The organism is Cupriavidus sp. NPDC089707 (assembly GCF_044748965.1).
Classification (GTDB): Bacteria; Pseudomonadota; Gammaproteobacteria; order Burkholderiales; family Burkholderiaceae; genus Cupriavidus.
Map to the genome: position 1 here is coordinate 129,848 of NZ_JBIVHB010000015.1, position 16,406 is coordinate 146,253.

Below are 16,406 nucleotides of genomic sequence, written 5' to 3' on the forward strand. Positions count from 1 at the left end.
GTGGATCAGGCGGCCGTCCAGTCGACCGGCGTGCGGCCGTGGGTTTCCAGCCAGCGGTTCGCTTCGCGGAAGTGGCCGCAGCCGAGGAAGCCGCGATGCGCCGACAGCGGCGAAGGATGCGGCGCTTCCAGCACGCGGTGACCGTCGCCCAGCAGTGGCTTCTTGGCCTGCGCGTGGCTGCCCCACAGCATGAACACCAGGTTCGGGCGGCTCGCCGCCAGTGCGTGGATCAGGCAGTCGGTGACCGCTTCCCAGCCGCGCCGCGCGTGGCTGGCGGCCTGGCCCTGCTCGACCGTCAGCACGGTGTTGAGCAGCAGCACGCCCTGGCGCGCCCAGCCTTCCAGGTTGCCCGAGGTGCGCGGCGGGGTGCCATCGGTCCCAAATTCGGCGGCGATTTCCTTGAAGATGTTGCGCAGGCTGGGTGGCACCTTGATGCCTTCCGGCACCGAGAAGGCCAGGCCGTGCGCCTGCGGCAGCTCCGCGCCGCCGACCGTGCCGGTGCCGTGATACGGATCCTGGCCCAGGATCACCACCTTGACCGCGTCCGGCGGCGTCAGGTGCAGCGCGTGGAAGACGTGGTGCGGGAATACCGGCTTGCCGGCGGCGCGTTCGCCGTCGACAAAGGCGGCCAGCTCTTGCCATGTCGGCACGGTGGTGCAGGGCGCCAGCAGCGCGCGCCAGGCGGCGGGGAGAGCATCGGCCTGGGCTTGCAGGCTGGCGGCGGGGGAGGGCTCGCCGGGCGCGCGGGGCGCTTCGGCGGCAAAGAGATCGGCTTGCATGCGTGAGGAATGCCAGGCGGGAAAACAGGGATTATGACGCCTTGCCCTCGGCGATCCCCGCCAGGCGGTAGCCACGCGCGGCTTTGCTGAGGTCCAAAGGTGCCAGCGTCGCCACGGCGGCAAGCCGTGCGGCGAAGGCGCGCAGGGCATCGGCCGCGTTCGCGGCGTCGCCGTCGAGCCATTCCAGTTCGAGTTCCTGGATGCGTTCCTGTGCGGTGCTGCCCCGGGCAGTGATGGTGCCGCTGTCCAGTGCCGCTTCGATGCGCGCGCCGTCCTGCGTGACGATCCAGGTGCGGCGGATGAAGTCGGTGCGGAACACCGGTGCCAGCTTGCCGACCAGTGGCGCAAGCACGGTTTGCGCTTCAGCGGGAAAGGTCTGCAGTTCGATGGCCTCGCCGGCGATCTCGGTTTCCCATTCATGGCGCGTGGCCAGTCCGCCCTGGCTGCTGCCGGCGGTCTTCAGCGTCTGCAGCCATTGCGCGCCCTTGCGGCGCAGGCGCAGCGCGGCGCGGGCCTGGGCCAGGTCGTGCGCCGGCGTGTCGAGGTAGACGTTGAGCAGCGTCGCTTCGCCTTGCGGCTGGCCGTTGGCGTCGAGCCAGGCGGCCAGTGGCGCGAGGGCGGCGTCTGGGACGGCGAGTTTGAGTTCGATTTCCTGGGGCATGCGGGTGGGAATCCAATGAGTTGAACGGGGGCGATGACTTCCCGATCACCACCAACCGGTTCCCTCTCCCGCTAGCGGGAGAGGGTTAGGGAGAGGGCCGGCCGTTGCGCACCACCCAGCCATATCGCGAGGCACGCGCCAGCCCTCTCCCCCAACCTCTCTCCCGCAAGCGGGAGAGGGGAGCAAACCGCTGGCTTGCTGTGGCGTCAGGCAAACAACCGCGCCAGCTCCGCGCCCGGGTCCGGCGCCCGCATGAACGCTTCGCCCACCAAAAACCCATGCACATTGGCATCGCGCATGCGCTTCACGTCCGCCGGCCCGAGGATGCCGGATTCGGTCACGACCAGCTTATCGGCGGAAATATGCGGCAGCAGGTCCAGGGTGTTGTCCAGCGACACTTCGAACGTGCGCAGGTTGCGGTTGTTCACGCCCAGCAGCGGCGTCTTCAGCCGCAGCGCGGCGTCGAGCTCATCGTCGCCATGGACTTCCACCAGCACGTCCATGCCGAGTTCCAGCGCGCAGGCTTCCAGCTCGGCCATCAGGCCATGGTCCAGCGCGGCGACGATCAGCAGGATGCAGTCGGCACCCCAGGTGCGGGCCTCGTAGACCTGGTACAGGTCGACCATGAAGTCCTTGCGCAGCGCGGGCAGCGGGCAGGCGCCGCGGGCGCGCTTCAGGTAATCGGCGTGGCCCTGGAAGAAATTCACGTCGGTCAGCACCGACAGGCAGGCCGCGCCGTGCGTGGCGTAGCTCTCGGCGATGGCTTCGGGCAAGAAGTTCTCGCGCAGCACGCCCTTGGACGGGGATGCCTTCTTCACCTCGGCGATCACGCCGGCATGGCCGGCCGCGATCTTGTCGCGCAGCGCGCGCTCGAAACCGCGCGGCGCCAGGCCGGCCTCGGCGCGCAGGCTCTCGGCCTCGGCGCGCAGGCTGGGCAGGTCGCGCTTCTTGCGCGCGGCGGCCACTTCGTCGGCCTTCACGGCCAGGATTTTATCCAGGATATCGGACATATCAGCGCCTCCTTCTTATTTGAACTGCTGCGTGGCGCGCACGAACTGATCGAGCTTCTCGCGCGCAGCACCGCTGGCGATGGCCTCGCGCGCGCGGCGGATGCCGTCCTCGACCGAGTCGGCCACGTTGGCGGCATACAGCGCGGTGCCGGCGTTCAGCGACACGATCTCGCGCGGCGTGCCCGGCACGTTGGACAGCGCTTCCAGCAACATCTCCTTCGATTCCCCCGCATCGGCTACCTTCAGGCCTCGGTTGGAGATCATCGACAGGCCGAAGTCCTCGGGGTGGATCTCGTACTCGCGCACTTCGCCGTCCTTCAGCTCGCCAACCAGCGTGGCCGCGCCGAGCGACACCTCGTCCATGCCGTCCTTGCCGTAGACGACAATCGCGTGCCTGGCGCCCAGGCGCTGCATCACGCGCACCTGGATCCCGACCAGGTCAGGATGGAACACGCCCATCAGGATATTGGGCGCATCGGCCGGGTTGGTCAGCGGGCCCAGGATATTGAAGATGGTGCGCACGCCCATTTCCTTGCGGATCGGCGCAACGTTCTTCATCGCCGGGTGGTGCGTGGGCGCGAACATGAAGCCAATGCCGGTCTCTTCGATGCACTGGCCGACCTGCTCGGGCGTGAGCATGATGTTGACGCCCAGCGCCTCCAGTACGTCGGCGCTGCCCGACTTGGAGCTGACGCCACGGTTGCCGTGCTTCGCGATCTTCGCGCCAGCCGCGGCCGCGACGAACATCGAAGCGGTCGAGATATTGAACGTATGCGAGCCGTCGCCGCCGGTGCCGACGATATCGACGAAGTTCTCGCGGTCCTTCACCACGACCTTGTTGGCGAACTCGCGCATCACCTGCGCGGCGGCCGAGATCTCGCCGATGGTTTCCTTCTTCACGCGCAGGCCGGTCAGGATCGCGGCGGCCATCACCGGCGAGATCTGGCCCTGCATGATCTGCCGCATCAGGTGCAGCATCTCGTCATGGAAGATTTCGCGGTGCTCGATGCAGCGCGTCAGGGCTTCTTGCGGCGTGATCATGGCGTTCTCGTTGACAGTCTGGATGGCGTGTTGGGTGCTTGCAGGCGAGGAATCGAGCAGTCTCATCGCGGCGCCTTGACGAAGTTGGCCAGCATCGCATGGCCATGCTCGGACAGGATCGACTCGGGATGGAACTGCACGCCTTCGATGGCGAGCGTCTTGTGGCGCACGCCCATGATTTCGCCGTCCGGGGTCCAGGCGGTGATCTCCAGGCAATCGGGCAGGGTCTCGCGCTCGATCGCCAGGGAATGATAGCGCGTCACGTCGAAGTGCTTGGGCAGGCCGCTGAACACGCCTTGCTGCGTGGTCTCGATGGTGCTGACCTTGCCGTGCATCACCTGCTTGGCGCGGATCACCTTGCCGCCGAAGGCCTCGCCGATGGCCTGGTGGCCCAGGCACACGCCCAGCATCGGCACCTTGCCGGCGAAGTGCTGCAGCGCCGCCACCGAGATACCGGCTTCCCTGGGGCTGCACGGGCCGGGCGACACGCAGATATGGTCGGGCTTCATGGCCTCGATCTCTTCGATGGTGATCTCGTCGTTGCGGTAGGTGCGCACGTCCACGCCCAGTTCGCCAAAGTATTGGACCAGGTTGTAGGTGAACGAATCGTAGTTGTCGATCATCAGCAGCATGGCGTCTGTCTCCTGTTCTCTCAGATGTCGGAGTCCAGGCCATCCTGGACCTGCTCGGCGGCGCGGATCACGGCGCGCGCCTTGGCTTCGGTTTCCCTCCATTCGGCCTCGGGGTCCGAATCGGCAACGATGCCGGCGGCGGCTTGCACGTAGAGATTGCCGTCCTTGATGATGCCGGTGCGGATGGCAATGGCAAGATCCATCTCCCCGCCGAACGACAGGTAGCCCACCGCGCCGCCATAGATGCCGCGCTTGCGCGGCTCCAGCTCGTCGATGATTTCCATCGCATGCACCTTGGGCGCGCCCGACAGCGTGCCGGCCGGGAAGGTCGCCCGCAGCACGTCGAGGTTGCTCATGCCTTCGCGCAGCGTGCCTTCGACGGAGCTGACGATATGTTGCACGTGCGAGTACTTCTCGATCACCATCTTGTCGGTGACCTTGACCGAGCCGGTCTCGGCGATACGGCCGATATCATTGCGCGCCAGGTCGATCAGCATCACGTGCTCGGCGATTTCCTTGGGATCGTTCAGCAGCTCGGTGGCAAGCTGGGCGTCCTTTTCCGGCGTATTGCCGCGCGGGCGGGTGCCGGCCAGCGGGCGGATGGTGACGATGTGTTCGCTGCGGGTGTCGCCATTGGTGCCGACCTTGCGTTCCTCCTGGCGCACCAGGATTTCCGGCGAGGCGCCCACGACCTGGAAGTCGCCGAAGTTATAGAAGTACATGTACGGCGACGGGTTCAGCGACCGCAGCGCGCGGTACAGCGACAGCGGCGAGTCGCGGTACGGCTTCATCAGCCGCTGGCCGACCTGCACCTGCATCATGTCGCCGGCCATGATGTATTCCTTGGCCTTGTGCACCGCACTCAGGTAGTCCGCCTTGGCGAATTCGCGGTAGACCTCGGTCTGCACCGACGGGCTCGTCACCGGCACGTCCACCGGCTGGCGCAGCTTCATGCGCAGTTCGCGCAGGCGCTGGCGAGTGCGGGAATAGGCTTCGGGCGTGGTCGGGTCGGCGTAGACGATCAGGTAGAGCTTGCCCGACAGGTTGTCGATCACCGCCAGTTCTTCGCACAGCAGCAACTGGATATCAGGCAGGTTCAGGTCGTCCGGCTTCTCCGTGTTGGCGAGCTTCTTCTCGATATAGCGCACCGCGTCGTAGCCGAAGTAGCCGGCCAGGCCGCCGCAGAAGCGGGGCAGGCCGGGGCGCAACGCCACCTTGAAGCGGCTCTCGAACTCGGCAATGAAATCAAGGGGATTGCCTTCGTTGGTTTCCACCACCTTGCCGTCGGTCACCACCTCGGTGCGGTTGCCGAAGGCGCGCAGCAGCGTGCGGGCATGCAGGCCGATGAAGGAATAGCGCCCGAAGCGCTCGCCACCGACCACCGATTCCAGCAGGAAGGTGTTGACCCCGCGCGTCTGCGACTGTGCCAGCTTCAGGTACAGCGACAGCGGCGTTTCCAGGTCGGCAAAGGCCTCGGCGATCAGCGGGATGCGGTTGTAGCCCTGGTCGGCCAGCGATTTGAATTCCAGTTCGGTCATGTCGGTCCTCTTGCGGTCCTCTTGCGCGGCGCCGCTGCGCGGTGAGGTTGAGCGCGGCGCCGCAATTTCGGCAATCAGGCTGGAGCGAATGGATACCCGCCCCGTCTGGCGGGCCGTGGTGCAGGCAAGTTGCGGACAAGACTGCACACGGCCGGGGAAGGGCGTGCGGCGCGTTCTTGAGCTAAACGTAGCAGAGAATCGCAGCTACGCTGGCTTTTGCGGGTTTGGGTGGGGATGCCCGGCACGGGGTTGGACCCTCAGCCGGTTGTCACGACGCCCTCGGGTAGAGGGCGCGTCAGCAGACTCGCGAACGCACTTTACGCCTGTTGGGAGGCGCGCCAGCGACGCCAGGGCCAAGCCTGCCGATCACTGCCAGAAGAGATGCGTTTGCGGTTGAGAAACATTGAATGTTCAGGGATTTCAGTCGCGATCGATCCTGAGACCGACCTTGTTGAAAGCGACCTTAGCGATGACCTGCCCGGTGTGCCGCGAACAGCGCTGCGGCGTGGGCAATGGTGTCGACTATACCATCGGCTTCGACGGCTTGTACAGGATTGCCATGGTTGTAACCATAGGGCACCAGCAGCACGCCCATGCCCGCAGCGCGGGCTGCCTGGGCGTCGTTTTCCGAGTCGCCCAGGGCGGCCATTGCCGACGGATCCAGCCTGAATACCTCCGCCACCTTGAGCAGCGGGAACGGGTCCGGCTTGCGTAGCTGAAACGCGTCGCCGCCGTAGACCAGTTCGAAATACGGCGCCAGCCCGGTCTTGGCCAGCAGCGGCTCGGTGAAGCTGTAGGGCTTGTTGGTCACGCAGGCCAGCCGCAGCCCGGCCGCCTTCATCGCCGCCAGGCCTTCGCGCACGCCCGGGTAGACCTGCGAGAACTGGCCGTTGATGCGGATGTACTCGCGGTCGTACAGCGCGTAGGCATCGGCAAAGAGGCTGTTGGCGTGCAGCGGCGAGAAGCGCGCGTCGAGCACGCGCCGGATCAGGTTTTCCGAGCCCTTGCCGACGTAGCTGACGATCTCCTGCTCGGACATCGGCGCCACCGGTCCCAGGTTGGGGTGCTGGCGGCCAAGCGCCAGCAGCATGGCGTTGATCGAGGCGTGGAAATCGCCCGCCGTATCGACCATGGTGCCGTCCAGGTCAACGATCACTCCTTCGATGCCGCTCCAGTCGGTGCGGCGCAGCGCCAGGCCTTCGTTCATTGGCCGACCTTGGCCAGCTCGCCGCGCAGCGCCGAGATGATGCCGCGGTAGCCGCCGTCGGCATCGGGCTTGCCGAACACTGCCGAGCCGGCCACGAAGGTGTCGGCGCCAGCCGCGGCGATCTCGGCAATGTTGTCGACCTTCACGCCGCCGTCCACTTCCAGCAGGATGGTGCGGCCGGTGCGGGCGGTGTATTCGTCGATGCGCTGGCGCACGGCGCGCAGCTTGTTCAGCGTCTCGGGGATGAACGACTGGCCGCCGAAGCCCGGGTTGACCGACATCAGCAGGATCACGTCCAGGCGGTCCATCACGTGGTCGAGGTGGTGCAGCGGCGTGGCCGGGTTGAACACCAGGCCGGCCTGGCAGCCGTTATCGCGGATCAGCGCGAGCGAGCGGTCGACGTGTTCGCTGGCTTCCGGGTGGAAAGTGATGATATTGGCGCCGGCCTTGGCAAAGTCCGGGATGATCCGGTCCACGGGGCGCACCATCAGGTGCACGTCGATCGGCGCGGTCACATGGGGGCGGATCGCCTCGCACACCAGCGGGCCCACGGTCAGGTTGGGCACGTAATGGTTGTCCATCACGTCAAAGTGGATCCAGTCGGCGCCGGCCTCGGTCACGCGGCGGACTTCTTCGCCCAGGCGGGCGAAGTCGGCGGACAGGATGGACGGGGCGATGCGGAATGTGGGCTGGGTCATGGTGGCTGCGGGTGGCGGGCGGTGAATGCAGGGAATGCAGGGAATGCTGTTATCGCCGCTGCGGCAGGCCGGAGCCGGGGGCGCCGCAAAGGCGGCCGGGGCGCACGGCGGGCGGCGCGGCTTGGAAAGACCGATATTCTACGCCCGCCCGGCGAGATCGCATCCGGCCGGCGCCTGGCCCGCGCTCTTGCCCCTCCCGCGCCCATCCCGCACAATGCGGCTACCCATTTCCCTGCCGGCCGTCCCGCCGCCGGCCCTGCCCAAGATGAGCGAGTACGCCTTCTCCGTGTCGGTGCGCACCCAGTACCTGCCGGACCAGTCCGACCCCGAGCGCGGGCGCCATGCCTTCGCCTACACCATCACCATCCACAACACCGGCGAGGTGGCGGCGCAGCTGATCTCGCGCCACTGGATCATCACCGACAGCGACAACGGCACGCAGGAAGTCGCCGGCCTGGGCGTGGTGGGCCACCAGCCGCTGCTGAAGCCGGGCGAGCATTTCGAATACACGAGCTGGGCCACCATCTCGACACCGGTCGGGTCGATGAAGGGCGAGTATTTCTGCGTGGCCGAGGACGGCCACCGCTTCGAGGTGCCGATCCCCGAATTCGCGCTGGTGCTGCCGCGCATGCTGCACTGAGCACGGCGCTCAAGCCGGAAAGCCGGGAACCTACGGGCGCTTCGCGCTGTCCTGTTCCTGCGCCGTCGTTTGCTGTCCTTGCGTTGACGGCTCCGGCTGGCGCGAGGGGTGGTCGTCGGGCGCGCGGGTCGGGCGCGGATTCTTCTTGGCCGTGCCCATGGTCCAGACCACGATAAAGATCAGCAGGAACAGCGCCACGCCGGCCTCGAGGGCGAACAGCAGCATGGGATGGGCTTCGAAGAACTTGCTCATGGCGGATGCGGCAGTGGCAATGACAGATGACGGTGGGATTGTAGGGCAACTGCCCGGTGCGATCCTGCCGGGCCGGCACCGGTCGCGGGACACTGAACAAAAAGCAAGATGGCAAACGCGGATTCCCTTTCGATTTCTCTCCCAGGTTTCACTTCGCGCGTCGGCGCCCGTGCCCGTGCCTGGCTGGCGCTCGCCGGCGCCGGCGTGCTGCTGGCCGGCTGCATGAGCGGCCCGCCGCCGCGCATCGAGACCGGCCCATCCGGCACCACGCCGCCCACTTCGTCGACCCATAAGGGCCAGCTGCAGGCCGCCAGCTGGAAAGATATCGGCGGCTGGACTCAGGACGACGTGCGCGCGGCCTGGCCCGCGCTGCAGGCCAGCTGCCAGGCGCTGAAGAAGCGCGCCGAGTGGGGCCGCGCATGCGCCGCCGGCATGATGGTCGACGCCGGTGACCTCAATGCCATGCGCACCTACTTCGAGACCAACTTCCAGCCGTTCCGGGTGGTCAACGGCGACGGCACCGACAGCGGCCTGATCACCGGCTACTACGAGCCCATCCTGCATGGCTCGCGCACGCGCCAGGGGCGCTTCCAGGTGCCGCTGTACCGCAAGCCGGCGCAGTTCGGCAATCGTCCGATGCCGGGCCGCGCCGAGCTGCTGCAGAACCCGGCCATGCGCGGCAATGAACTGGTGTGGGTGGATGACGCGGTCGAGGCCGCCTTCCTGCAGATCCAGGGCTCGGGCCGGGTCCGGCTGCCTGACGGGAGCCTGATGCGGGTTGGTTTCGGCGGCACCAACGACCAGCCGTTCCGCTCGTTCGGTAAATGGCTGCTGGACCGCGGCGAGATCACGCCGGCGCAGGCCACCATGCAGGGCATCAAGGCGTGGGCACGGGCCAACCCGGGACGCGTCGACGAGATGCTCAACGTCAACCCGCGCTTTGTATTCTTCCGCGAGCTGCCGCCGAACAATGACGGCCCGGTGGGCGCGCTCGGCGTGCCGCTGACCGCCGAGCGCTCGATCGCGGTCGATCCCGCCACCATCCCGCTGGGCGTGCCGGTGTTCCTGTCGACCACGCGCCCGCTGTCGACCGAGCCGATCCAGCGGCTGATGTTCGCGCAGGATACGGGCAGCGCCATCAAGGGCGGCGTGCGCGCGGACTTCTTCTGGGGTGCTGGCGATGCCGCCGGCGAGACGGCGGGACGGATGAAGCAGGGCGGCAGGATGTGGGTGCTGATGCCGCGTAGCTGAGTGTCGACAGAGCTAAGACTGCGAATGTTGTCTCCTCTCTCCCATTTATGGGAGAGGGGCGGGGGAGAGGGCAGGAGTCTCCACGAAGTGGCGCGCCATCATGCTTGCCATGCGCCAGCCCTCACCCCAACCCCTCTCGCGCAAGCGGGCGAGGGGAGCAAACCGGTGGATTTCAGCGCCCCCGCTGATCCACGATCCGCTTCGCCTTCCCCACCGAGCGTTCGATGCCGCCCTCCGGCAGCACCTCGATGGTGGCGGTTACCCCGATATACGACTTGATCTCATGCGCCAGCCGCTCGCGCGCGGCCTGCGCGCGCGCCGGCTCACTGCCATGGGCGGATTCCACGCGCACCGTCAGCGTATCCATATGGCCATCCTTGCCGAGCACGCACTGGTAATGCGGCGCCAGCTCGGCCTGCTTCAGGATCAGTTCCTCGATCTGCGACGGGAACACGTTGACGCCACGCACGATCATCATGTCGTCGGTCCGGCCGGTGACCTTCTCCATGCGGCGGAAGGCCGGCCGTGCCGTGCCCGGCAGCAAGCGGGTCAGGTCACGGGTCCGGTAGCGCACCACCGGCATCGCCTCCTTGGTCAGCGAGGTAAAGACCAGCTCGCCGAATTCGCCGTCGGGCAGCACCGCGCCGGTATTCGGGTCGATGATTTCCGGGTAGAAGTGGTCTTCCCAGATGGTCGGTCCATCCTTGGTCTCGGCGCATTCGTTGGCCACACCCGGGCCCATCACTTCGGACAGGCCATAGATATCGACTGCCGATAGGCCCATGCGCTTCTCGATCGCCAGCCGCATTTCCGGTGTCCACGGCTCGGCGCCGAAGATGCCGACCTGCAGCGAACTGCTGGCCGGGTCGATGCCCTGGCGCTCGAATTCATCGGCGATCGCCAGCATGTAGCTGGGCGTGACCATGATGATCTCGGGCTTGAAGTCCATGATCAACTGGACCTGGCGCTCGGTCTGGCCCCCACCGAACGGGATCGCCGTCAGGCCAGCTTTCTCGACGCCATAGTGCGCGCCCAGCCCGCCGGTGAACAGGCCGTAGCCATAACTGATATGTACCTTGTCGCCGCGCCGCGCGCCCGAGGCGCGGATCGAGCGCGCCATCACCGTCGCCCAGTTATCAATATCCCGGAGCGTGTAGCCGACCACCGTGGGCTTGCCGGTGGTGCCGGACGAGGCATGCACCCGCGCCACCCGGTCCTGCGGCACGGCGAACATCCCGAACGGGTAGTTGTCGCGCAGGTCCTGCTTGCTGGTGAACGGAAAGCGCGCCAGGTCGGCCAGCGATTGCAGTTGGTCGGGATGGGCGCCGGCCTCGTCGAACTTGCGGCGGTAGACCGGCGAGTTGGCGTAGGCATGGTGGAGCGACCACTTCAGGCGTTCCAGTTGCAGTGCCTGCAGCTCGGCGCGGCTGGCGGTCTCGATCGGATCCAGGGGCAGATCGGTCAGGCGCGTGCTCATGTCGTCTCCTGCGCGGGGGCGTTTATCTTGGGGGCGGCGGCGTTCAGGCTACGGCATCCGGCGGCACGACATGTCCCTTGATATGCGCCGACTTGCCACGGAACATCGCCACCACCTCGCCGGCGGCATTGGTCACGCGGATGTCGTAGATGCCGTGGCGTCCCGACAGGGTCTGCTCGATGCCTTCGGCTGTCAGCACGTCGCCGCCGTGCACGGGTTTGAGGAATTCGATGCTGCAGCCGGCCGCCACGGTATTGATGTTATGGCTGTTGCAGGCGAACGCGAAGGTCGAATCGGCCAGCGTGAACATCAGGCCGCCGTGGCAGATGCCATGGCCGTTTAAAAATTCGTTGCGTACCGGCATGGTCAGCCGGGCATAGCCGGGGCGGACCGATTCGACGGTGATCCCGAGCCAGCGGCTGCAGGTATCGGCTTCATACATGGCGGCAGCGGCCGCTTCGGCGAGGGCCTGGGGGTCCTTGTGCAACGTTGTCTCCTTGGGGCGGGGTGGCGCCGTGCGGGCGGCTGGGACGCTACTTGCCGGTGAAGCGGGCGGCGCGCTTTTCCAGGAAGGCGTTGACGCCCTCCGCATAGTCCGCGGACTGGCCGAGGTCACGCTGCAGGTCGCGTTCCAGGTCGAGCTGGGCATCGAGGCTGGCAGTGCCGCTGGCGTACATAGCGCGCTTGATCGCGGCCAGCGCCCGGGTGGGCTGCCCGGCCAGGTGCGTGGCCAGCGCCAGCGCCTGCTCGGGCAGCAGCGGGTCGTCCATGGCTTCCCAGATCAGGCCCCACTTCTCGGCCTCCTCGGCGGAAAGGCGCTCGCCGGTCATCGCCAGCCCCAGCGCGCGCGCCATGCCGATGCGCTTGGGCAGCAGCCAGGTGCCGCCGGAATCCGGCACCAGCCCGATCTTGACGAAGGCCTGGATAAAGTTGGCCGAACGGGCCGCCAGCACCATGTCGCAGGCCAGCGCCAGGTTGGCGCCGGCACCGGCGGCGGTGCCGTTGACCGCCGCCACCACCGGCAGCGGCAGCGCCTGCAGCCGGCGGATCAGCGGGTTGAACCAGGTGTCGATCAGTTCGCCCAGGTCAGTCATCTGGCCGGGCGTGAAATCCAGGTCGGCCAGGTCCTGCCCGGCGCAGAAGCCGCGGCCGGCGCCGGTCAGCAGCAGCGCCCGCGCGCCGCCAGCCTCGACGTGGTCGAGTGCCTGCTGCAGTGCCTTGTGCATCTCGCGGGTAAAGCTGTTGAGCTTGTCGGGGCGGTTCAGCGTGATGACCGCGACGGCCCCCTGCCATTGGAGCAGGATGGGGCCGGCATCGATACTGATCGGCTGGCCAGCGGGCGTGGACATCGGGGGCATGTTTGTCTCCTGCCTGGTGTTCTTTGCGGTCGGCGCGGGGCTCGTGCCACTAAAATAAACCGACCAGTCGGTCGGTAAATGGTAGCACTAATTACCGGCTGCGTGAGCTGTCCACGCAGCGTAAGGGCGGCGGACCGGGGTGCCTTATTAGTACTAACCCGCGATTGCGTTCCGCAATCGGAGTGGCGACCGCAATGCCCGCGCCCCGTGTCGCTCTATAATCGCGCTGCCAACAACAATTGCAGCATCGCTGGTGCCCATGTGCGCGCCGGCGCGCAAGACTGTTTCACTGATTCCGCCTTTTTGCCCTTTCCGCACTGGATCTCCCTATGAAGAAGTTCGCAGCATTCCTTTTGGTTTCGTCCGTGGCGCTGTTCGCCGCGTGCGGCAAGAACGAATCCGCGCCGGCCGCCGCCAGCACGGACAGCGCCGCCGCCACCAAGATCATCGTGGGCCTGGACGACAATTTCCCGCCCATGGGCTTCCGCGATACCAATAACGAACTCGTCGGCTTCGATATCGATATGGCGAAAGAGGCCAGTCGCCGTCTCGGCATGACGGTCGAATTCAAGCCGATCGACTGGAGCGCCAAGGAAGCCGAGCTGAACGGCAAGCGCGTGGACGTGCTGTGGAACGGCCTGACCATCACGGACGAGCGCAAGAAGAACATCAGCTTCACCGCGCCCTATATGACCAATCACCAGATCGTCATTGTCGGCACCAATTCGCCGGTGAAGGCCAAGGCGGACCTGGCCGGCCGCATCGTCGGCGCGCAGGACGGCAGCAGCGCGGTGGATGCGATCAAGAAGGAAAGCCAGATCGCCGCCAGCCTGAAGGAACTCAAGACCTTCGGCGATAACGTGACGGCGCTGATGGACCTGTCCGCCGGCCGCCTCGACGCGATCGTGGTCGATGAAGTGGTGGGCCGCTACCTGATCAGCAAGCGAGCCGGCGAATACCGGGTGCTGGAAGAAAACTTCGGTACCGAGGATTACGGCGTCGGCGTTCGCAAGGACGATGCCGAGCTGCTCGGCAACCTGGACAAGACCCTGGCATCGATGAAGCAGGACGGCACTGCCGCCCGGATCGCCACCCAGTGGTTCGGCGCCGATATCACCAAGTAATCCAGGCGCTTTCGTGGTGCCCTGCGCGGTTCAGGCAGGGCGCTGCGCCCCTTCCGGACTCAGGCGCCGGCGCACTCCCGCCCGCTGCCTGAAATCCTTCCTCCTTCTGTTCGCGCGAACATGGATTACGTCTTATCTCTACTGGGGCCATTGGCGCAGGGTGCGAAAGTCACGCTTACCCTGTTCGTCATCACGCTCGCCCTGTCGGTGCCGCTGGGGCTTGCGCTGGCGCTAGCGCGCATCTCGTCATGGCCGCTGCTTAGCGGGGCGGTCAATGGCTATATCTGGCTGATGCGCGGTACGCCGCTGATGCTGCAGATGCTGTTTATCTATTTCGCGCTGCCATTCGTGCCGGTCATCGGCGTGAGGCTGCCCGATTTTCCCGCCGCCGTGGTGGCATTCGCGCTCAACTATGCCGCGTACTTCGCGGAAATCTTCCGCGCCGGGATCAAGTCCGTCGACCGCGGCCAGTATGAAGCCAGCAAGGCGCTGGGCATGACGTACTTCCAGACCATGCGGCGAGTCGTGCTGCCGCAGATGGTTAGCCGCGTCCTGCCCCCGGTCAGCAACGAAACCATTACGCTGATCAAGGACACGTCGCTGATCTACGTGCTGGCCCTCAACGATATCCTGCGCACCGCGCGCGGCATCGTGCAGCGTGATTTCACGACCACGCCTTTCCTGGTCGCCGCGCTGTTTTACTTGGTGATGACGCTGATTCTGACCTGGTTCTTCCAGAATCTCGAAAAACGCTATGCCAAACATGATGACTAGCCCGAACGGCGCCACCTCTGACCACGCGCCCGGCATCATGATCGCGGCGCGGGACATCTTCAAGTCGTTCGGATCGCTGCAGGTTCTGCGCGGCGTCTCGCTGACGCTGCGCAAGGGCGATGTCACCGCGGTGATCGGGCCTTCGGGCTCGGGCAAGAGCACCTTGCTGCGCTGCCTGAACCATCTCGAGGTGATCGACCGCGGAACCATCGACATCGAAGGCGAGTCGCTGGCGGCGGCTGGCCCCGATGGGGCCTCCAGATATGTGCCGGAGGCGGAAGTCCGCCGCATCTGCCGCAAGATGGGCATGGTGTTCCAGTCGTTCAACCTGTTCCCGCACATGACGGTGCTGCAGAACATCATCGAGGCACCCATGACCGTCAAGCGGCTGTCGCGCGACGCGGCGGTGCCCAAGGCCGAAGAACTGTTGCGCAAGGTCGGCCTGCTGGCCAAGCGGGACAACTATCCGGCGCGTTTGTCCGGGGGCCAGAAGCAGCGCGTGGCGATTGCGCGCGCGCTGGCGATGGAGCCCGACATCATGCTGTTCGACGAGCCGACCTCGGCCCTTGATCCGGAACTGACCGGAGAAGTGCTGCGCACCATGCGGCAACTGGCGGACGAACATATGACCATGCTCGTCGTCACGCATGAGATGGGGTTTGCGCGCGAAGTGGCCAACCACGTCGTGTTCATGGACGAGGGCAGGATTCTCGAGGAAGGCGCGCCCGCCGAGGTGTTCGGCGCGCCGGCCCATGCGCGCACCCGGGAATTCCTGGCGCACATGCTCTAACCGGGACTAGCGCCGCCAAGCCACGACAGGTGGCAGAATAGCCCGCAGCCGGTGGCGACGCTGCCATTTGATTGCCAATACATTGGAGAAGACATGCCGTACGAAAACATCCTGGTCGAGACGCGCGGCCGCGTTGGTCTGGTTACGCTGAATCGCCCCAAGGCGCTGAACGCGCTCAACGACGCGCTGATGGATGAACTGGGCGCCGCGCTGACGGCATTCGATCAGGATGAGGGCATCGGCGCCATTGTCATTACCGGCAGCGAGCGCGCCTTCGCGGCCGGCGCCGATATCGGCATGATGGCCAAGTACTCCTTCATGGATGTCTACAAGGGCGACTACATCACCCGCAACTGGGAAACCATCCGCAAGATCCGCAAGCCGGTGATTGCTGGCGTGGCTGGCTACGCGCTGGGCGGCGGCTGCGAGCTGGCGATGATGTGCGACATCATCATCGCAGCTGACTCGGCCAAGTTCGGCCAGCCAGAAGTGAAGCTCGGCACCATGCCCGGCGCCGGCGGCACCCAACGCCTGCCGCGCGCGGTGTCCAAGGCCAAGGCCATGGACCTGTGCCTGACCTCGCGCATGATGGATGCTGCCGAAGCCGAGCGTTCGGGCCTGGTGTCGCGCGTTGTGCCGGCCGACAGACTGCTGGAGGAAGTGCTCGCAGCCGCCGAAACCATCGCAGGGTTCTCGTTGCCGGTGGTCATGATGATCAAGGAGTCGGTCAATGCCGCCTACGAGACCACGCTGGCCGAAGGCGTGCACTTCGAGCGCAGGCTGTTCCATTCCACCTTCGCCAGTGAAGACCAAAAGGAAGGCATGGCCGCTTTCGTAGAGAAGCGCGCCCCTAATTTCCAGCATCGCTGAAAGCTTGATAGGGGAATACCCGACGGCAGCGCGGGGGTATTCAAGGGCCGCCGCGCTGGCCATTTTGAGGTTTTCCTTTATCGCTCAAGGGGTTACGACATAATCACGCGAACCCCTAGCTGAGCGCTGTGACAAAGATGTTGCAAGGTCCGCGAAACCGGCCTAATATTCGCCCCCTCGCAACACACAACGCGGCGCTGCAAGGCAGGCGCAGCAAGGGTTGCGGGGTCGACCGGAAGGTTGGCGCAGCGAGGTTCGCGGCGCTGACTGCAGCAAAAAAAGATTGCTGCAGCGGTTGACGAAA

General features: G+C 66.0%; 18 protein-coding genes. 6 read left to right on the forward strand and 12 right to left on the reverse strand.

Going from position 1 to position 16,406, the window contains the following annotated elements:
* Nucleotides 1-5: 5 nt before the first annotated feature.
* The 8 genes from ACIP1U_RS22545 to rpe form a co-directional block, all read right to left on the reverse strand.
* Nucleotides 6-779, reverse strand: coding sequence for a uracil-DNA glycosylase (locus ACIP1U_RS22545; RefSeq protein ID WP_400319547.1), 774 nt, complete (start codon nucleotides 777-779; stop codon nucleotides 6-8).
* Nucleotides 780-810: 31 nt separating this feature from the next.
* Nucleotides 811-1,440, reverse strand: coding sequence for a CYTH domain-containing protein (locus ACIP1U_RS22550; protein WP_400319550.1), 630 nt, complete (start codon nucleotides 1,438-1,440; stop codon nucleotides 811-813).
* Between the two features lie 206 nt (nucleotides 1,441-1,646).
* Nucleotides 1,647-2,450 (reverse strand): indole-3-glycerol phosphate synthase TrpC, encoded by an 804-nt coding sequence (gene trpC / locus ACIP1U_RS22555; protein WP_400319553.1) that lies wholly within the window; start codon nucleotides 2,448-2,450, stop codon nucleotides 1,647-1,649.
* A gap of 15 nt (nucleotides 2,451-2,465) precedes the next feature.
* Nucleotides 2,466-3,491, reverse strand: a complete 1,026-nt coding sequence (gene trpD, locus ACIP1U_RS22560) for an anthranilate phosphoribosyltransferase (RefSeq protein WP_400319556.1) — start codon at nucleotides 3,489-3,491, stop codon at nucleotides 2,466-2,468.
* Nucleotides 3,492-3,553: 62 nt separating this feature from the next.
* Nucleotides 3,554-4,123, reverse strand: a complete 570-nt coding sequence (locus tag ACIP1U_RS22565; protein ID WP_400319559.1) for an aminodeoxychorismate/anthranilate synthase component II — start codon at nucleotides 4,121-4,123, stop codon at nucleotides 3,554-3,556.
* Between the two features lie 20 nt (nucleotides 4,124-4,143).
* A complete protein-coding gene (gene trpE, locus ACIP1U_RS22570) occupies nucleotides 4,144-5,661 on the reverse strand; it encodes an anthranilate synthase component I (protein WP_400319561.1) in 1,518 nt (505 codons plus the stop codon).
* 463 nt (nucleotides 5,662-6,124) lie between these two features.
* Nucleotides 6,125-6,868 carry a phosphoglycolate phosphatase gene (gene gph / locus ACIP1U_RS22575; RefSeq protein ID WP_400319564.1) on the reverse strand — a complete coding sequence of 248 codons (744 nt, stop codon included), beginning with the start codon at nucleotides 6,866-6,868 and terminating at the stop codon, nucleotides 6,125-6,127.
* Nucleotides 6,865-7,566 carry a ribulose-phosphate 3-epimerase gene (gene rpe / locus ACIP1U_RS22580; RefSeq protein WP_400319566.1) on the reverse strand — a complete coding sequence of 234 codons (702 nt, stop codon included), beginning with the start codon at nucleotides 7,564-7,566 and terminating at the stop codon, nucleotides 6,865-6,867. Before rpe ends, gph begins: the two co-directional genes overlap by 4 nt.
* A gap of 265 nt (nucleotides 7,567-7,831) precedes the next feature.
* On the opposite strand from rpe, the gene apaG reads away from it, so the two are divergent.
* Complete coding sequence (apaG, locus tag ACIP1U_RS22585) at nucleotides 7,832-8,206, forward strand: Co2+/Mg2+ efflux protein ApaG (RefSeq protein ID WP_012353991.1); 375 nt, start codon at nucleotides 7,832-7,834, stop codon at nucleotides 8,204-8,206.
* A 30-nt stretch (nucleotides 8,207-8,236) separates the two neighbouring features.
* Here the strand turns inward: apaG and ACIP1U_RS22590 are convergent, their stop codons facing one another.
* Entirely contained in the window at nucleotides 8,237-8,458 is a 222-nt protein-coding gene (locus tag ACIP1U_RS22590; RefSeq protein ID WP_400319570.1) for a hypothetical protein, read from the reverse strand.
* A 108-nt stretch (nucleotides 8,459-8,566) separates the two neighbouring features.
* Here ACIP1U_RS22590 and ACIP1U_RS22595 point away from each other — a divergent pair, with 108 nt between their 5' ends.
* Complete coding sequence (locus ACIP1U_RS22595; RefSeq protein ID WP_400319573.1) at nucleotides 8,567-9,709, forward strand: murein transglycosylase A; 1,143 nt, start codon at nucleotides 8,567-8,569, stop codon at nucleotides 9,707-9,709.
* A 172-nt stretch (nucleotides 9,710-9,881) separates the two neighbouring features.
* Here the strand turns inward: ACIP1U_RS22595 and paaK are convergent, their stop codons facing one another.
* Genes paaK through paaG form a run of 3 tightly spaced genes read right to left on the reverse strand, consistent with a single transcriptional unit; the run spans nucleotide 9,882 to nucleotide 12,544 of the window.
* Complete coding sequence (gene paaK, locus ACIP1U_RS22600) at nucleotides 9,882-11,186, reverse strand: phenylacetate--CoA ligase PaaK (protein ID WP_400319576.1); 1,305 nt, start codon at nucleotides 11,184-11,186, stop codon at nucleotides 9,882-9,884.
* 43 nt (nucleotides 11,187-11,229) lie between these two features.
* A complete protein-coding gene (gene paaI / locus ACIP1U_RS22605) occupies nucleotides 11,230-11,673 on the reverse strand; it encodes a hydroxyphenylacetyl-CoA thioesterase PaaI (protein ID WP_400319578.1) in 444 nt (147 codons plus the stop codon).
* Between the two features lie 46 nt (nucleotides 11,674-11,719).
* Nucleotides 11,720-12,544, reverse strand: coding sequence for a 2-(1,2-epoxy-1,2-dihydrophenyl)acetyl-CoA isomerase PaaG (gene paaG, locus ACIP1U_RS22610; protein ID WP_400319581.1), 825 nt, complete (start codon nucleotides 12,542-12,544; stop codon nucleotides 11,720-11,722).
* A gap of 329 nt (nucleotides 12,545-12,873) precedes the next feature.
* Here paaG and ACIP1U_RS22615 point away from each other — a divergent pair, with 329 nt between their 5' ends.
* From ACIP1U_RS22615 to ACIP1U_RS22630, 4 genes are all read left to right on the forward strand, one after another.
* Nucleotides 12,874-13,668, forward strand: a complete 795-nt coding sequence (locus tag ACIP1U_RS22615) for an amino acid ABC transporter substrate-binding protein (protein ID WP_400319584.1) — start codon at nucleotides 12,874-12,876, stop codon at nucleotides 13,666-13,668.
* Between the two features lie 120 nt (nucleotides 13,669-13,788).
* Complete coding sequence (locus ACIP1U_RS22620; protein ID WP_029048313.1) at nucleotides 13,789-14,442, forward strand: amino acid ABC transporter permease; 654 nt, start codon at nucleotides 13,789-13,791, stop codon at nucleotides 14,440-14,442.
* A gap of 37 nt (nucleotides 14,443-14,479) precedes the next feature.
* Entirely contained in the window at nucleotides 14,480-15,232 is a 753-nt protein-coding gene (locus ACIP1U_RS22625) for an amino acid ABC transporter ATP-binding protein (protein ID WP_400319609.1), read from the forward strand.
* Between the two features lie 93 nt (nucleotides 15,233-15,325).
* On the forward strand, nucleotides 15,326-16,102 hold the full coding sequence (locus tag ACIP1U_RS22630) for an enoyl-CoA hydratase (protein WP_400319588.1): 777 nt from the start codon (nucleotides 15,326-15,328) through the stop codon (nucleotides 16,100-16,102).
* The last annotated feature ends 304 nt before the right edge of the window (nucleotides 16,103-16,406 follow it).

Bases quoted from the DNA above. Each gene is read 5' to 3' on its own strand.
- ACIP1U_RS22595 (WP_400319573.1), top strand. From the start codon at position 8,567: ATGGCAAACGCGGATTCCCTTTCGATTTCTCTCCCAGGTTTCACTTCG.
- ACIP1U_RS22550 (WP_400319550.1), bottom strand. From the start codon at position 1,440: ATGCCCCAGGAAATCGAACTCAAACTCGCCGTCCCAGACGCCGCCCTC.
- ACIP1U_RS22620 (WP_029048313.1), top strand. From the start codon at position 13,789: ATGGATTACGTCTTATCTCTACTGGGGCCATTGGCGCAGGGTGCGAAA.
- ACIP1U_RS22545 (WP_400319547.1), bottom strand. From the start codon at position 779: ATGCAAGCCGATCTCTTTGCCGCCGAAGCGCCCCGCGCGCCCGGCGAG.
- trpC (WP_400319553.1), bottom strand. From the start codon at position 2,450: ATGTCCGATATCCTGGATAAAATCCTGGCCGTGAAGGCCGACGAAGTG.
- ACIP1U_RS22590 (WP_400319570.1), bottom strand. From the start codon at position 8,458: ATGAGCAAGTTCTTCGAAGCCCATCCCATGCTGCTGTTCGCCCTCGAG.
- ACIP1U_RS22615 (WP_400319584.1), top strand. From the start codon at position 12,874: ATGAAGAAGTTCGCAGCATTCCTTTTGGTTTCGTCCGTGGCGCTGTTC.
- rpe (WP_400319566.1), bottom strand. From the start codon at position 7,566: ATGACCCAGCCCACATTCCGCATCGCCCCGTCCATCCTGTCCGCCGAC.
- trpE (WP_400319561.1), bottom strand. From the start codon at position 5,661: ATGACCGAACTGGAATTCAAATCGCTGGCCGACCAGGGCTACAACCGC.
- gph (WP_400319564.1), bottom strand. From the start codon at position 6,868: ATGAACGAAGGCCTGGCGCTGCGCCGCACCGACTGGAGCGGCATCGAA.
- paaK (WP_400319576.1), bottom strand. From the start codon at position 11,186: ATGAGCACGCGCCTGACCGATCTGCCCCTGGATCCGATCGAGACCGCC.
- trpD (WP_400319556.1), bottom strand. From the start codon at position 3,491: ATGATCACGCCGCAAGAAGCCCTGACGCGCTGCATCGAGCACCGCGAA.
- apaG (WP_012353991.1), top strand. From the start codon at position 7,832: ATGAGCGAGTACGCCTTCTCCGTGTCGGTGCGCACCCAGTACCTGCCG.
- paaG (WP_400319581.1), bottom strand. From the start codon at position 12,544: ATGCCCCCGATGTCCACGCCCGCTGGCCAGCCGATCAGTATCGATGCC.
- ACIP1U_RS22630 (WP_400319588.1), top strand. From the start codon at position 15,326: ATGCCGTACGAAAACATCCTGGTCGAGACGCGCGGCCGCGTTGGTCTG.
- ACIP1U_RS22565 (WP_400319559.1), bottom strand. From the start codon at position 4,123: ATGCTGCTGATGATCGACAACTACGATTCGTTCACCTACAACCTGGTC.
- ACIP1U_RS22625 (WP_400319609.1), top strand. From the start codon at position 14,480: ATGATCGCGGCGCGGGACATCTTCAAGTCGTTCGGATCGCTGCAGGTT.